This window comes from Pinirhizobacter soli, assembly GCF_015905305.1.
Lineage (GTDB): Bacteria > Pseudomonadota > Gammaproteobacteria > Xanthomonadales > Rhodanobacteraceae > Pinirhizobacter > Pinirhizobacter soli.
This window is the reverse complement of sequence record NZ_JADZLQ010000001.1, coordinates 1,770,150-1,784,139: the sequence shown is the minus strand read 5'-3', so window position 1 is coordinate 1,784,139 and position 13,990 is coordinate 1,770,150. Positions and strand designations below refer to the sequence as shown.

Genomic DNA, 13,990 nt, shown 5'->3' with positions numbered 1-13,990 from the left:
AAGCCCTGCTGAGATGCCCACGCCCTGGACCGCGCTCGTCGACTATCGCCTTCCCGCCATCGGCGCGGTGGCGACCGCCACGGCGTTGTACAAGCGGCTGGTTTCGCTGGCGGCCATCGACCGGTCGCCGGGGTTGTGGCGCGATGGTGATTCCAGTCCGTTGCGGGAGGCACTGTTTGCCGTGCGCAGCGATGCGGCCTTGTTTTCGGCCGACCGGCGCGTCCTTGCCATCGGCATCCATGTCCGCGCCCACCGTTGGCTCGCCGATGCGCAAGAGGGTGCGCACCTTGTCGAGGGCGGCGGCGAGGCGGGGCTGTTCGCTGCCGACGAGGTGGACCTTGCATGCCCCGAGTGCGAGCACCTGGTGGTGCTGGGCGGCGAGGAAAGCGCCTATCTGGAAGAGGCGTTGAACGTCTGGAGCGAAGGCTCGGAGACGGCGCCCCTGGTGTGCCCGGCCTGCGGTGGCTGGACGCCGTTGCCGCACTGGCGGTCGCCCGGGAATGGCTTTGCCTGTGGCGAACTGGCCGTGACGCTCTGGGGCGCGCACCTGCTCGAACTGATCGACCCTGCACCGGATACCCCGGCGCGCCTGCTGCGCACGGCCCTGGGCGACGCGCAGGGCCGTTTCGGGGTGGTGTTCGGGCGGGGCTAACCCTGCCGGCCACACTTGGCGCACTGGGCATCAAGGCGCACCATTGACGTTTGCCCCCATCCGGACCGGAGCCCCACGATGTCCAGCGCGCTTGCCGCCCTCTATCCCCAGCACCTGGCCACGGTGCGCGAACGCACCGACAAGGCGTTGGCGCTTGGCGGTTTCGATCATCTGGTGGTGGCCGCCGGGCGGCCGATCGTCCGCTTCCTGGACGACACCTACTATCCGTTCGCGGTGAGCCCGCACTTCAAGCACTGGTTGCCGCTCATCGACGCGCCGGGCAGTTGGATCGCCTATACGCCGGGCAAGAAACCCAAACTCGTTTTCCTGCAGCCGCGTGATTACTGGCACGTGGTGCCCGAGGCGCCGTCGGGGTACTGGGTGGAGCACTTCGACATCGTGGTGATCCGCGAGCCTGCCGAGGCCGCGGCGCACCTTCCCGATGCCACGCGCAGCGCGATCATCGCCGACGACAATGTGCGCCTGGATGGTTTCGCTCCCAGCGCCACCGCGGCAGTGATGGATTACCTGCACTTCCACCGTGCGTTCAAGACGCCTTACGAACTGGCCCTGATGCGCATCGCCAGTGAGCGTGGCGCGCGCGGCCATCGCGCCGCGGAGGCCGCGTTCCGCGCCGGCAAGAGCGAGTTGGGCATCCACATGGATTACCTCGGCGCTGTGGGCCAGATCGACGCTGAGTTGCCCTATGCCTCGATCGTGGGCCTGAACCAGCACGGTTCGGTGCTGCACTACACCAACTTCGACCGTGAGCCGCCCAGGCCCAGCCTTTCATTCCTGATCGACGCCGGTGCGGGCGCCTCGGGTTATGCCAGCGACATCACGCGCACGTATGCCTCGCCCCAGGCCCAGGAATTCCAGGCGCTGATCGATTCGGTGGAAGCGGCCCAGCAGTCGTTCTGCGCGCAAGTGAAGGCGGGCCTGGACTACGCCAGGCTCCATGTCCACGCGCACCACGTGCTGGCAGAGGTGCTGCGCGAACACGGTTTCATCCGCATGAGCGCCGAGAGCGCGGTGGCATCGGGTGTGTCGGCGGTGTTCTTCCCGCATGGCCTGGGCCATGGCATCGGCATGCAGGTGCACGAGGTGGCCGGCTTCCAGGAAAGCGAAATTGGCGGCTTCATCAAGCGTCCCGATGGCCATCCTTACCTGCGCCTGACGCGCACCCTGGCGCCGGGCATGGTGGTGACGATCGAGCCGGGGATCTACTTCATCGACATGCTGCTGGCGGAGCTTAAGGAGAAGCCCGAGGCGAAGGATATCGACTGGGCGCGCGTGGATGCCTTCCGCAAGTACGGCGGCATCCGCATCGAGGACGACGTGGTGTGCACGGCGGGCGAGCCTGAAAACCTCACCCGCGATGCCTTCGGCCAGGTGGCGGCCTAGTATTCGCTGCTCGCGGCGTGTTCCAGCCAGCGGTCCAGTTGCGCCGCGTCGCGGTTGTTGATGGCCACGATGCGGTAGCCCGACCAGGTCTGGCCCAGCGTCGTGGCTGGCTCGTTCCATTGCTCCTGGATGCCGACCAGCAGCATCGTGCCGTCAGCACCCGGTAGCGATACCGACACCTGGTAGACCGCCGCGCTGTTGGGCGCGCGGCCACCGATCAGCATCATGCCGGTGGCCGACAGATTGCCCAGCTGGCCCAGGATCTGGTCGGTCATGGTGTCGATCACCGGGATCGGCAGGCGGGTGCGCAGGCGCGGGGCGCCACGCTGTTCGATCGTGCCCATGTCAGCTGGCCCTCGCGGCGGACAGGCGCAGGCTGCCGGCGATGGCATGCCATGCGCGGTCGAGCAGGGACGACGGCGGCGGCACGTATTCGCGCGCGCTGCCTTCGATCAGGGCGGTGGCCAGCTGCGCCAGGGTCATGTCTTCGGCGCGGATGCCGTTGGCGTTCACCAGCAGGCAGCGGCCGGACGATGCGCTGAACCAGGCAAGCTTGCGACGGGCGAGCGTGCCATCGGCCTGCATGAACTCATACCATGACCCGGCTTCACGATGGCGCAGCACTTCAAGCTCGGCGCGGATGCGTGGCTTGAGGCGGCTTTCATCGTCCGGTGGCGTGGCCGGTTCAGTGGCGGCAAGCACGTCCTCGCCGAAGCGCGGGCGCGTGCGCAGGCGCATCGCCATGTCGGTATTGGTGGGCGCGGCGTCGTCTTCCTGCTGCTGGCGCAGCAGGCGGCGGGCCACTTCCGCCGCTTCGTCGGCATGCATGCCCACGTGCTGCAGGCGCGTTTCCACTTCGGCCTGCAAATGCGCCACGTTGGCAACGGGCGTACGGCCCAGCAACTGGTCGGTGATGTCCAGGCTTGCCTGGAAAGCGGGGCTGTTCTCGTCGTTGCGCAGCAGGTTCAGGGCCAGTACGTCCGACCATGTGCGTTCGAGCAGGATACGCAGCACGCCACGCGGCGAGCGCTCGTTCATGCGCTCGGTCATCAGCTCGGCGGCGCGCTTGCGCGCGGTGGCCAGGCGTTCGCGGCCTTCCATCGCCTCGGCCAGGCGACGCTCGGCCACCTGTGCCTTGCGGCTGAGCGTGGCGACGTGGTTTTCGATGTCGCTGACCCACCGCGGATCGATCGTCGTTGCCACGGCCACTTCGCCCACCACGCGCTCGAGCTTCTCGGCGAGCACCGGATCGGCATCGGCATGGTCCAGCCAGTCGTTGGCGGCCTCGGCCACGGTGTTGACCAGCTTGCGTGCCGGATGGTCGCGCTGCTCGAAGAAACTCTTGTCGGTCACGGCGGTGCGCAGCACCGGCCACTGCAGGCCGCCAAGCAGTGACCGTGCGGCGCCCTGCTTGGTGAGCTCCTGTGCCAATGTCTCGAACAGCATCGCGGTGAGTTCCACCGTGTCGCTGTGTTCGGGGCTCAGCGACACCGGCGGCGAGCCGGGTGGACGATTGATCGACAGCTGGGCAACCAGCTCATCGCGCAAGCGCTGGGCGCTGCGTATCTCGCGTGAGGCGTGGTCGGCCACTTCGGAAAGATGGCCCTGCAGCGCGGTGAGGGCGATCTGCAGTTCGTCGGAACTGGCCAGGCGCGCGGTGCCATGGGCAACGGCCGGCTCACGGGTGCGTTTGGCAAGCAGGTCGCGCAGGCTTTCCAATACCGAAATGCTTTCGCTGCGGGCAGCTTCGCTGGCAGGCGTGGGTGCCATCACCGGCTCGCGCACGGGCGCCTCGGCCCGGGCATTGACCGCCGCGCGCGTGGAGGCCGTGGTACGGGCATACGAGACCACGCGCAGCTGCGGCAGGATGCCGTTGTCGCGCAGATGGTCGTTCAGCGACGCATACAGCGATTCCAGGCTAGCCATCAGGCGCGCATCGAAGCACTGGAACATCAGCAGGCGATGGGCCAGGGAAAGCGGCATGGGGGCTGCGGCTTCGCGAAGTACCGAGGCAATGGCGCGCGGGCCGGCAGGCTGGCCGTCGCCATCGAGCGGCGAGCTGGCGGCAAGCACGGCAAGACGGAAGCCAAGCTCATGCAGCACGCCGGCATGCCGCGCTTCGGCACGCGAGGAGAGTACCGCAAGCGCGTCGTTTTCTTCCTGTTCGGTGGTGTCCACCAGGCTCAGTTCGAGTCGTTCCGGTTGCAAGCGTTTTTGCTCGCCGGCGTCGCCCAGGCGGATGAACCGCTCGCGCAGGCCATTGGCGAAACGTTCGCGGAAGGCGGCGGTGCCCCGCTCCAGGGCATGGCGGCTTTCGAAGCACGCCTGCTGCTCGACATGGTTTCGCGCGCGATCGGCCATCTGGAATAGGCGCTGGTCGAATTCCGACAGCGACGCTTGCAGGGGCGCCTCGAGCCAGGCCATGCAGGTGGCCAGGCTATGGGCAACGTGCTGTCGCGCTCGCGGCGACAGCTCCGCGCGCCATGCGGCGGCCGACGCCTCAGCGGCGTGCGTTCGTAAGGGTGAATCGAGGGACATGTAACGAGTGCCTCCCCTGCCTCGTGATGGCTAGTGTAGGGAAGGCCCAGGCGGGGCGCCACCGGCCGAAAGCACTGTGCCTTGGAGGGCTTAAGTCACGCCATGAAGCTTTCGATCACGTCGTTGAGGAAGCGCTGGCCCAGTGGGGTGGTGTGCAGGCGCCCGGGCTCGTCGCGCAACCAGCCGCGGCGGATGCCCTCGGCCAGGGGCGTGGCGATCGCCTGCAGGGAGAGGCCCGTGGTCTGGGCAAATTCGGCCAGATCCACGCCGTCCACCAGCCGCAGCGCGTTGAGCATGTATTCGAAGGGGAGGTCGGCGACGGCCACGGTGGTGTCGCCACCGATGCGCGCCGGCGTACCGGCGGCCGTCAAATAAGCGTTGGGGTGCCGGGTCTTCCAGCGGCGGCGGATATCCAGGCCACTGATCTTGCCGTGGGCGCCGGCACCGATGCCCAGGTAGTCGCCGAAGCGCCAGTAGTTGAGGTTGTGCCGGCTTCGTTCGCCGGGCCGCGCGTAGGCTGAGATTTCATACTGGGCAAACCCGCCGGCAGCCAGGCGCGCCTCGCAGGCTTCCTGCATCGCCCAGGCATCGTCGTCGGCCGGGAGCGGGGGAGGGTTCGCGGCAAAGGCGGTATTCGGTTCCAGGGTGAGCTGGTAGTGCGAGATATGGCTCGGCGCCAGGGCGATGGCCTGGTCGACATCGGCGATGGCGCCGTCGAGATCCTGGCCGGGCAGGGCGTACATGAGGTCGAGGTTGATGCGCTCGAAACCTGCATCCTGGGCAAGCTTCACTGCATCACTCGCCTCGTTTGCAGAGTGGATGCGGCCAAGACGTCGCAGCTTGTCGTCGTCGAAGCTCTGGATGCCGAAGGACAGCCGGTTCACCCCGGCGGCGAGGTAGCCATCGAAGCGGCCGTGCTCGACGGTGCCGGGGTTGGTCTCGAGCGTGATCTCTGCGTTTTCGGCAAAGTCGATGCGCGCCCGTGCACCGTCCAGGAAACGCGCCACCTGTGCGGCTGAAAAAAGGCTTGGCGTGCCGCCGCCGAAAAAAACTGTCTCGATGCGCCGCCCGGCGATCGCTTCGCCAAAGTCGGCGAGGTCCGCGTCGAGGTCGGACAGCAGGGCGTCAATGTAGGCCTCGTAGGGCGGTTCGCCACGCAGGCCATGGGAATTGAAATCACAGTACGGGCACTTCTTCACGCACCAGGGCATGTGCACGTAAAGCGACAACGGTGGCGACAGCGGATGCATCAACGGGCGGCCAGGCGATCCCGCAGCGCGGCCACGGCCTGGCCGCGGTGGCTTAGGCTGTTCTTTAGCGCCACATCGAGTTCGGCTGCGCTTTGTTCGAAGCCTTCGGGCAGGAACAGCGGGTCGTAACCGAAACCGCCGTCGCCCCGCTCGGCGGAGAGGATGCGTCCGGACCAGCGGCCTTCGACGATGATCGGCGCGGGGTCGTCGGCATGGCGAAGCAGCACGATCACGGCGATGAAGTACGCGTTTCGTTCGCTCGCAGGCTTGCCGTCAAGTTCGCGCAGGAGCTTGGCGCGGTTGCCCGCCGCATCGCCGTGCACGCCGGCATAGCGCGCGGCATACAACCCTGGCGCGCCATCGAGCGCGTCGACGCAGATGCCCGAGTCGTCCGCCAGCGCGGGCAGGCCCGTGACCGTGCTGGCGTGGCGGGCCTTGATCAGCGCGTTCTCGACGAAGCTGCGGCCGGTTTCATCGGCGTCGTCCACCCCGAGGCTGGCTTGTGAGACGAACTCGATGCCCAGGCCCGCCAGCAGCTGGCTGAACTCAGCCAGCTTTCCGGCGTTCGATGACGCCAGCACGACGCGCTCAAGGCTGGTCATGATCAGCCCGCGGCCAGCGCCGTGCGCTGGAAGGCAACGAGTTCGGCGATGCCCTTGCCGGCAAGGTCGAGCATGGCGTCGAGCTCGTCACGGCGGAACGCGTGGCCCTCGGCGGTGCCTTGCACTTCGATGAAACCACCGCCGTCGTTCATCACCACGTTCATGTCGGTGTCGCAGCCGGAGTCCTCGGCATAGTCGAGGTCGAGCACGGGTACGCCGTTGACGATGCCCACGGATACCGCAGCCACGGCGCCGACGATCGGGTTGCGCTTGAGCGGGGTGCGCTTCATCAACACGGTGACGGCATCCGCCAGTGCCACATAGGCGCCGGTGATGGCCGCCGTGCGGGTGCCGCCGTCGGCCTGGATCACATCGCAATCCAGTGTGATCACCCGCTCGCCCAGGGCCGCGCGGTCGACGCAGGCGCGCAGCGAGCGGCCGATCAGGCGCTGGATTTCCATGGTGCGGCCGCCCTGGCCGCCGCGGGCGGCCTCGCGCTGCATGCGCTCGTTGGTGGCCCGCGGCAGCATGCCGTATTCGGCGGTGATCCAGCCTTCGCCCTTGCCGCGCAGCCATGCCGGGGTGCGTTCTTCGATGCTGGCATTACACAGCACCCGGGTGTCGCCAAAACTCACCAGCACCGAGCCTTCGGCGTGGCGGGTGTAGTGGCGTTCGATGGTGACGGCGCGCAGCTGGTCGGCGTTTCGGCCGCTGGGTCGGGAAAAGGCAGTCATGGGGGACTTTGGCGTTGGCGGGCGGGAAAGTTTACCATTGCCGGCCCCCAAGGCTTGCCCGCAGGACGCCAAATGATTCGTAGCATGACCGCCTATGCGTCGGCCGAAACAGTGAGCCCAGCGGGCAATCTCGCCTGCGAATTGCGTACGGTGAACCACCGTTACCTGGAAATCTCCCCGCGCATGCCCGATGAACTCCGGGCCCACGAAGGCATTTTGCGCGAGAGGATCGCCGCCCGGCTGTCCCGCGGCAAGGTCGATGCCACGGTGCGGCTGCGCAGCGAAGCGCGACTGGCCGGGGACGGCTTGCAGCTGGACAACGCCTTGCTGGCCCAGCTGGAAGAACTGGCCAATGGCCTGGGTAGCCGCTTCCCCGGCATGACCACCCAGTTCACCGAACTGCTGCGTTTCCCCGGCGTGCTGCAGCAGGCGGACGTCGATCCCGACGCCATGCAGGCAGCGCTGTTAGGGGTGCTTGACGAGGCCCTGGAAGCCCTCACCGCCACCCGCGAACGCGAGGGCGAGAAGCTCGGGCAGATCATCGCCGGCCGCCTGGATGCCATCGAAGCCATCGTCGCCGACGTCCGCCAGTGGGTGCCGGAGATCCGCGCCGCCCTGCGCGCCCGCCTGGAGGGCCGCCTGGCCGACATGCGCCAGCCGATGGAGCCGGGAAGGCTCGAGCAGGAACTGGTACTGCAGATAACCCGCATCGACGTCGACGAGGAACTGGACCGCCTGGCCACCCACGTGGCCGAGGCGCGCCGCGTGTTGAAGCTGGGCGAACCGGTAGGCCGGCGCCTGGATTTCCTCATGCAGGAATTCAACCGCGAAGCCAATACACTGGGCTCGAAGTCCGTCGATTCGCGGACCACCAACGCCGCCGTGGAGTTGAAGGTGCTGATCGAGCAGATGCGCGAACAGGTGCAAAACATCGAATGAGCGACGCGAGCGCCCCGGCGAAGGTTCCCGGCACGCTGTTCGTGGTGGCTGCGCCCTCGGGCGCTGGCAAGTCCACGCTGGTCAATGCGTTGCTCGAGTGTGAGCCTGCAATATCCCTTTCCGTTTCGCATACTACGCGTCCGCCGCGGGTGGGCGAGGAATACGGCCGGCACTACTACTTCGTGGAGCGTTCGGATTTCGCCCGCGAAATCGAACAGGGCATCTTCCTCGAGCACGCGGAGGTCCACGGGAATTTCTACGGCACCTCGCGCCGCACGGTGGAAGAAAAACTAAAAATAGGTAGCGACGTACTGCTGGAGATCGACTGGCAGGGCGCGCGCCAGGTGCGCGAGGGTATGGGTGATTGCGTGAGCGTCTTCATCCTGCCGCCATCCCGGGTGGAGCTCGAACGCCGTCTGCGCGGCCGTGGCTCGGATGCCCCTGACGTAATCGAGCGACGCTTGTTCAATTCGCGTGAGGAAATTGCCCACGCCCATGAATTCGACTACATCATCGTCAACGACCGCTTTGAGGACGCCCTGGGCGACCTTGTGGCCATCGTGCGGGCGGTCCGCCAGCGCTCAAGCGTCGCGCGCAAGCGCCACGAAAGCCTGATCGCGGAATTATTGGCGGTCTGAGCGTTCCAAAACGCTTGTAGTCCCGGCGTCTGACCCCTATTTCCGGTAACTTGTCCCTCTTTCCAAGCCCCGGCGTGCCCTGATGACCGAAATCCTGTCCGCGCCACCCGACTCCGAACCCATGGTCAAGGTGCGCGGTCTCACCACGGTTTTGAATGGCAAGAAGATTTTCGACGCGCTGGACCTGGACATCCCGCGTGGCAAGGTCACCGCCATCATGGGTCCCAGCGGCACGGGCAAGACCACCCTGCTCAAGCACATCACCGGGCAGATGCGCGGCGATGCCGGCCAGGTAGTGGTGGACGGTGAAGACGTCCGCACGTTGAGCCGCGAGCACCTTTTCGAATTGCGCGAACGCATTGGCTATCTTTTCCAGAATTCAGCCCTGCTCACCGACTTCGATGTGTTCGAGAACGTGGCGTTCCCACTTCGCCAGCACACCACGTTGCCCGAGGTACTGATCCGCAACATCGTCCTGACCAAGCTGCAGGCGGTGGGTTTGCGTGGCGCGGCGGCACTCTCGCCGGCGGAGCTTTCCGGCGGCATGGCCCGGCGCGTGGCGCTGGCCCGGGCGATCGTCTTCGATCCGATGTTGATCCTGTACGACGAACCCTTCGTGGGCCTGGATCCGATCTCGCTCAACCAGGTGCTGAAGCTGATCCGTACGCTCAATGAAACGCTGGGGATTACCAGCGTGCTGGTGGCCCACGAGCTGGCGGCCGTGCAGCAGGTGGCCGACCACGTCTACCTGATCGCCAACGGCAAAGTCGTTGCGCAGGGCGCGCCCTCGACGCTCGCCAACGACGGCTCGCCCTGGACGAAACAATTCTTTGGCGGCTCGGCCGACGGACCGGTGCCCTTCCAGTACCCCGCCGGCGACTACGCCGCGGCGCTTGGCCTGCGGAGCAACACATGAACGCGCGCATCGAACGCAACGGCGTGGTGTCCAATGCGCTGGCGCAGATCGGCGCCTGCGCCCTGTTCGGTCTCACCCTGTTGGGTGCGGTGCCGGGCTCGATGCGGCATTTCCGCGAGACGCTTCGCCAGGTGTGGTTCGTCGGGGCGATGAGCCTCACCATCATCATGACCTGCGGCCTGTTCGTGGGCATGGTGCTGGCGCTGCAGCTTTACGACGTACTGTCGATCTTCGGCGGCACCTCGGCCACGGGCACCGTGGTGGCCATCGCCATCTACCGCGAGCTTGGGCCGGTGGTCACCGCCTTGCTGTTCGCCGGTCGCGCCGGTACCTCGATTACCGCCGAAATCGGCCTGATGCGCGCCACCGACCAGATCGACGCGATGGAGATGATGGCGGTCGATCCGCTGGCCTACGTCGCGGCACCGCGTTTCCTCGCCGGCATCGTTGCCGTGCCGCTGCTTACCGTGATGTTCTGCACCATGGGCGTGCTCGGCGGCCACCTGGTGGGCGTGTCGTGGCTGGGCATCGACAACGGTACGTTCTGGTCGAACATGACGGCCACCGTCGATGTCTGGAAGGACATCATCGATGGCGTCATCATCAAGAGCTTCGTCTTCGGCATCGTGGTCACCCTGATCGCCGTGTTCCAGGGTTACACCACGCCGCCCACCAGCGAAGGCGTGGCCTACGCCACCACGCGCACGGTGGTGGCGTCATCCATCGCCATCCTGGCGCTCGACTTCGTACTGACGGCCTTCCTGGTATGACCGCGCCCGATTACTCCCTTACTTTCTTCCTGAGGACCGCCCCGTGACCCAGAGACGTTCCTATGCCGTGGGCACTGGCCTGTTCATCGTGCTCGGCTTTGCCGCACTGGCATACCTGGCCACCCAGACCACATCGGTGGCCAATACCGGCCAGGGTGCCAGCTACACCGTCGATGCCCAGTTCGCCAATGTCGGCCAGTTGAAGCCGCGAGCCCCGGTGAAGGTAGCCGGCGTGCGCATCGGCCAGGTCAAATCCATCGAGCTCACCCCGGGCCATGAAGAGGCCACGGTGAAACTTGCCATCGACGACAAGTACAAGGGCATCCCGGACGACTCCGTGGCCACCATCTTCACCAGCGGCCTGCTGGGCGACCAATACGTTGGGTTGTCCTTCGGCAGCTCGAAGAAGGCGCTTGACGACGGCGGCCACATCGCGCTCACCAAACCTGCGCAACAGCTCGAAGACATGCTCGGCCGCTTCTTCGGCGGCGGCTCGGCGCCCGACCGCATCGGTGGCACGTACCATGTGACGGGCCACTTCACCAACGTCGGCTCGCTTACCCCGGGCGCCACGGTGAAGCTCGCCGGCGTACCCATCGGCAGCGTCGGCAAGGTCGTGCTTACCAACGACAAGCTCGACGCCGTGGTCACGCTCGACATCGACAAGCGCTACGACCAGATCCCCGACGATTCGGCGGCGGCCGTATTCACCAGCGGTTTGATCGGCAGCCAGTATGTTGCGATCCAACCCGGCGGCAGCCCGGACATGCTCAAGGACGGCGACCAGGTCGTCCTGACGCAATCGGCGCTGCAGCTGGAAGACCTTATCGGCAAGTTCCTGGTCAATGGCTCGCCCAGCGACAACAAGAACAACGCCGGCAACGGGCAGCCGTCGCAATCCAACCCGCAGCAGTCGAACCCACCGGCCCCGGGCAAGAAATAAGCCCGCGTCCGGACCCCCACCCCCAAGGAGATTCCCATGTTGCGTTCCCTGGCTTTTGCCGTCGCCATCGGGCTTGCCGGCGTCGCCGCGCCCGTCCTGGCGCAGGACACCCCTGCCGCCGGTGCCCAGCAGCAGTCCCCGCAGGCCGTGGTCCAGACCATCGCCGACCAGCTTGGCCAGGCCATCGACGGCCACCAGGCGGAATTGCAGAAAGACCGCGAGAAACTCATCGCCGTGATCGACGATGTGTTCCTGCCGCACTTCGACATCGACTACGCCTCGATCCTGGTGCTTGGCCAGCACGCCCGCGAGGCGACGCCCGAGCAGCGCGAGCGCTTCGCCAAGGCGTTCTACAACTCCATCACCCACCGCTACGCCGAGGGCCTGCTGAACTACACCCGCGGCAAGGTCAAGGTCCTGCCGTTCACCGGCGGCCTGGACGACAAGCGCAGCGTGGTGCGCACCCAGGTGGTACTCGACGACGGCAAGACGTTGAGCGTGGACTACGCCTTCCGCAAGTCCAAGACCGGCGACTGGAAAGCCTACGACGTGATCATCGAAGGCATTTCCTACGTCACCAACTACCGCAACCAGGTAGACGCCGAGATCAAAAAGGACGGCATCGACAAGCTGATCACAAGCCTGGAAACCCAGGGCGACAAGGCCTTGGACACCATGCAGAAGGACGCCGGTGGCAAGTAAGGTCGCCCCTTCGGCAAACGTCGCGGTCACCCGCGACACGCCCGACACCATCTCGGTGTCGGGCGAGCTGACCTTCGCCACGGCGCAAAAGGCCCTGGCGGATGTCCGCGCCGCCGTATCGCAGGCAAGTCCCACCATCCTCGATCTCGGCGGCGTCAGCCGCGCCGACAGCGCGGGCCTCGCCTGCGTACTAACCATCCTCGCCGAAGCCCCCGCCCTTGCCGTGGCCCGGATGCCCGACGGCATGCGCGCCCTCGCACGCGTAAGCGACGTGGAGCCGATGCTGGCGGAGCGTCGCTAGCTCGCGAGCGTGGCGGGTAGCGCGGGTGGGCACCCCAGTGGCGGCGCTCCTGGCTGCGGCGACCCCTCGGGAATCGGAGGCCGCTACGCGGCCATGTCTTATGGCTGCGCTCCATCGGGGACGGGCTTCGGCCGGGGGTTTTCGATTCGCCATCCTGGCTCAGCGAAAACGACCGGCCATCCATGGCCGGCCCCCTGCGGGCCTGATCCGACCGAAGCCCTTCGCCTTCGCACGAGCGTCGCCACTGGGGTGCCCGCCCGCGCTACCCGCCACTCTCGAGCGGTAAGGTTTGCGAGGGAAAGCTACTGAAGCCCATTGCGTTGCGCGAGAGCTTGCTTGCTGCCGCCAACTGGAGTGGCGGTGCATGCGCGCCCGGTCACGTCACCAGCGCCCACCCATGTCCTTGCTGCACGCCGCTCGGGCGTGTCCAGAGCCGGGGGCGATCAGGCCTCGTCGGCGACTTGTGGAACCGAGCGTTGCGGGCGGAACAGGCCCGCAGGGGGCCGGCATGAGCCGGCCGTTTTCGCGAAAGCCACAGGCCGCCTCGAAAACCCCCGCCCGCAGCGCGGGCGCGCCGGGGCGCAGCCATAAGAAAAAGCCGCGCAGCGGCCTCTTCTCCCAAGCGCCGGTGTAACCGGAGCGACGAGGCTGATCGCCCCCGGCTCCTGCGACACGCCTGAGCGCCGGGCAGCCCTCAACCAAGCCTTACTGGTTGTCGGGCTTCTTCTGCTGGTTTTCCCACTTGTGTTGCTCGTCCAGCAGTTCGTCGGGGTCGAAGCCCTTCTCGTTCAGGCCCTGCATTTGCTGGATGATTTCAGCTGGCGGGTTACCGTCGTAGAGGGTGTACAGGCGCTGCTGGCGGTAGGCGTCGCGGATGAAGACGTAGGGGTCGTAAGCCGACTGCAGAAAGCTCTCTGCATCGATGCCGCGCGAGCGCAGGGTTACCAGGTACATCACCTGAGGCAGGTAGTACTGGCCGTCCTTGAAGTCGTGATTGCGCGAATAGATGCTCAGCGGATCGAAGAAATAGCTGTCCACCGGCAGGCGCCAGACGTCGCGGGCAGTGGTTGGACCAACCAGTGGGATCACCAGGTAGGGACCTTCAGGCACGCCCCAGCGGGCCAGGGTGATGCCGAAGTCGGTTTCATCCAGTGGCAGGCCCAGCTGGCTGGCCGGGTCGAAGAAGCCACCCACGCCCAGGGTCAGGTTGACCAGGAAGCGACCGGTGCCTTCCGCGGCCGCCACCGGCTTGGCCTGCAGCAGGTCGTTGGCGACCGTGATGGGCATGCGGATGTTGGTGAAGAAGTCACTGAACGCGCGGCGTACCGGCGGATTGGTGACCTTCCGGTAACCCACGGCCACCGGACGGATGAATGTCTTGTCCAGAGCGTCGTTCACCGCGTAGCTCTTGCGGTTGAAGTTCTCGTAAGGGTCGTCGGTGCGGGGCGGCGCGATTTTGCAGCCTGCGAGCAGTGCCAAGGCTAAAACCGGCAAGGCACGGCGAAGGAATCGGGCGTTCAAGGATGGGGCCTTGGGTGAGGGCAACGGGGAAATCCTTGTTTAGTGTACCGCGTAGTTTGCTAATCTGCCAGCACCCGCCC

15 protein-coding genes are annotated in these 13,990 nt (G+C 66.4%); 9 read left to right on the top strand and 6 right to left on the bottom strand.

Annotated elements, in window-relative coordinates; all coding sequences use genetic code 11:
* Window positions 1–13 precede the first annotated feature (13 nt).
* A complete protein-coding gene (locus NDK18_RS07805) occupies window positions 14–652 on the top strand; it encodes a hypothetical protein (RefSeq protein WP_250624850.1) in 639 nt (212 codons plus the stop codon).
* 78 nt (window positions 653–730) lie between these two features.
* Complete coding sequence (gene pepQ, locus NDK18_RS07800) at window positions 731–2,056, top strand: Xaa-Pro dipeptidase (protein ID WP_250627469.1); 1,326 nt, start codon at window positions 731–733, stop codon at window positions 2,054–2,056.
* Here the strand turns inward: pepQ and NDK18_RS07795 are convergent.
* From NDK18_RS07795 to rph, 5 genes are all read right to left on the bottom strand, one after another.
* Window positions 2,053–2,400: a PilZ domain-containing protein gene (locus NDK18_RS07795; RefSeq protein ID WP_250624852.1), complete on the bottom strand. Its 348-nt coding sequence runs from the start codon at window positions 2,398–2,400 to the stop codon at window positions 2,053–2,055. The genes pepQ and NDK18_RS07795 overlap by 4 nt on opposite strands.
* 1 nt (window position 2,401) lies before the next feature.
* Window positions 2,402–4,594, bottom strand: coding sequence for a DUF1631 family protein (locus tag NDK18_RS07790; RefSeq protein WP_250624853.1), 2,193 nt, complete (start codon window positions 4,592–4,594; stop codon window positions 2,402–2,404).
* A 95-nt stretch (window positions 4,595–4,689) separates the two neighbouring features.
* Window positions 4,690–5,844, bottom strand: coding sequence for a radical SAM family heme chaperone HemW (gene hemW, locus NDK18_RS07785; protein WP_250627468.1), 1,155 nt, complete (start codon window positions 5,842–5,844; stop codon window positions 4,690–4,692).
* Entirely contained in the window at window positions 5,844–6,446 is a 603-nt protein-coding gene (gene rdgB, locus NDK18_RS07780) for an RdgB/HAM1 family non-canonical purine NTP pyrophosphatase (RefSeq protein WP_250627467.1), read from the bottom strand. Before rdgB ends, hemW begins: the two co-directional genes overlap by 1 nt.
* Before the next feature lie 2 nt (window positions 6,447–6,448).
* Window positions 6,449–7,180 carry a ribonuclease PH gene (gene rph / locus NDK18_RS07775; RefSeq protein WP_250624856.1) on the bottom strand — a complete coding sequence of 244 codons (732 nt, stop codon included), beginning with the start codon at window positions 7,178–7,180 and terminating at the stop codon, window positions 6,449–6,451.
* Window positions 7,181–7,252: 72 nt separating this feature from the next.
* On the opposite strand from rph, the gene NDK18_RS07770 reads away from it, so the two are divergent.
* From NDK18_RS07770 to NDK18_RS07740, 7 genes are all read left to right on the top strand, one after another.
* Window positions 7,253–8,119, top strand: coding sequence for a YicC/YloC family endoribonuclease (locus NDK18_RS07770; protein WP_250624857.1), 867 nt, complete (start codon window positions 7,253–7,255; stop codon window positions 8,117–8,119).
* Window positions 8,116–8,757, top strand: coding sequence for a guanylate kinase (gene gmk, locus NDK18_RS07765; RefSeq protein ID WP_250627466.1), 642 nt, complete (start codon window positions 8,116–8,118; stop codon window positions 8,755–8,757). The genes NDK18_RS07770 and gmk overlap by 4 nt, the downstream gene beginning before the upstream one ends.
* An 82-nt stretch (window positions 8,758–8,839) precedes the next feature.
* On the top strand, window positions 8,840–9,673 hold the full coding sequence (locus tag NDK18_RS07760; RefSeq protein WP_250624859.1) for an ABC transporter ATP-binding protein: 834 nt from the start codon (window positions 8,840–8,842) through the stop codon (window positions 9,671–9,673).
* Complete coding sequence (gene mlaE / locus NDK18_RS07755; protein WP_250624860.1) at window positions 9,670–10,443, top strand: lipid asymmetry maintenance ABC transporter permease subunit MlaE; 774 nt, start codon at window positions 9,670–9,672, stop codon at window positions 10,441–10,443. The genes NDK18_RS07760 and mlaE overlap by 4 nt, the downstream gene beginning before the upstream one ends.
* A gap of 43 nt (window positions 10,444–10,486) precedes the next feature.
* Entirely contained in the window at window positions 10,487–11,386 is a 900-nt protein-coding gene (gene mlaD, locus NDK18_RS07750; RefSeq protein WP_250624861.1) for an outer membrane lipid asymmetry maintenance protein MlaD, read from the top strand.
* Between the two features lie 36 nt (window positions 11,387–11,422).
* The gene (locus tag NDK18_RS07745; RefSeq protein WP_250624862.1) at window positions 11,423–12,088 is read left to right on the top strand and encodes an MlaC/ttg2D family ABC transporter substrate-binding protein; all 666 of its coding nucleotides are present in this window, start codon (window positions 11,423–11,425) and stop codon (window positions 12,086–12,088) included.
* Window positions 12,078–12,389 (top strand): STAS domain-containing protein, encoded by a 312-nt coding sequence (locus NDK18_RS07740; protein WP_250624863.1) that lies wholly within the window; start codon window positions 12,078–12,080, stop codon window positions 12,387–12,389. Before NDK18_RS07745 ends, NDK18_RS07740 begins: the two co-directional genes overlap by 11 nt.
* Before the next feature lie 705 nt (window positions 12,390–13,094).
* Here the strand turns inward: NDK18_RS07740 and NDK18_RS07735 are convergent.
* Window positions 13,095–13,868 (bottom strand): MlaA family lipoprotein, encoded by a 774-nt coding sequence (locus NDK18_RS07735; RefSeq protein ID WP_250624864.1) that lies wholly within the window; start codon window positions 13,866–13,868, stop codon window positions 13,095–13,097.
* Window positions 13,869–13,990 lie beyond the last annotated feature (122 nt).

Coding starts and splice junctions, on each gene's coding strand:
- NDK18_RS07770 (WP_250624857.1), top strand. CDS start 7,253: ATGATTCGTAGCATGACCGCCTATGCGTCGGCCGAAACAGTGAGCCCA.
- NDK18_RS07745 (WP_250624862.1), top strand. CDS start 11,423: ATGTTGCGTTCCCTGGCTTTTGCCGTCGCCATCGGGCTTGCCGGCGTC.
- rph (WP_250624856.1), bottom strand. CDS start 7,180: ATGACTGCCTTTTCCCGACCCAGCGGCCGAAACGCCGACCAGCTGCGC.
- gmk (WP_250627466.1), top strand. CDS start 8,116: ATGAGCGACGCGAGCGCCCCGGCGAAGGTTCCCGGCACGCTGTTCGTG.
- NDK18_RS07805 (WP_250624850.1), top strand. CDS start 14: ATGCCCACGCCCTGGACCGCGCTCGTCGACTATCGCCTTCCCGCCATC.
- mlaE (WP_250624860.1), top strand. CDS start 9,670: ATGAACGCGCGCATCGAACGCAACGGCGTGGTGTCCAATGCGCTGGCG.
- NDK18_RS07795 (WP_250624852.1), bottom strand. CDS start 2,400: ATGGGCACGATCGAACAGCGTGGCGCCCCGCGCCTGCGCACCCGCCTG.
- hemW (WP_250627468.1), bottom strand. CDS start 5,844: ATGCATCCGCTGTCGCCACCGTTGTCGCTTTACGTGCACATGCCCTGG.
- rdgB (WP_250627467.1), bottom strand. CDS start 6,446: ATGACCAGCCTTGAGCGCGTCGTGCTGGCGTCATCGAACGCCGGAAAG.
- NDK18_RS07790 (WP_250624853.1), bottom strand. CDS start 4,594: ATGTCCCTCGATTCACCCTTACGAACGCACGCCGCTGAGGCGTCGGCC.
- NDK18_RS07760 (WP_250624859.1), top strand. CDS start 8,840: ATGACCGAAATCCTGTCCGCGCCACCCGACTCCGAACCCATGGTCAAG.
- pepQ (WP_250627469.1), top strand. CDS start 731: ATGTCCAGCGCGCTTGCCGCCCTCTATCCCCAGCACCTGGCCACGGTG.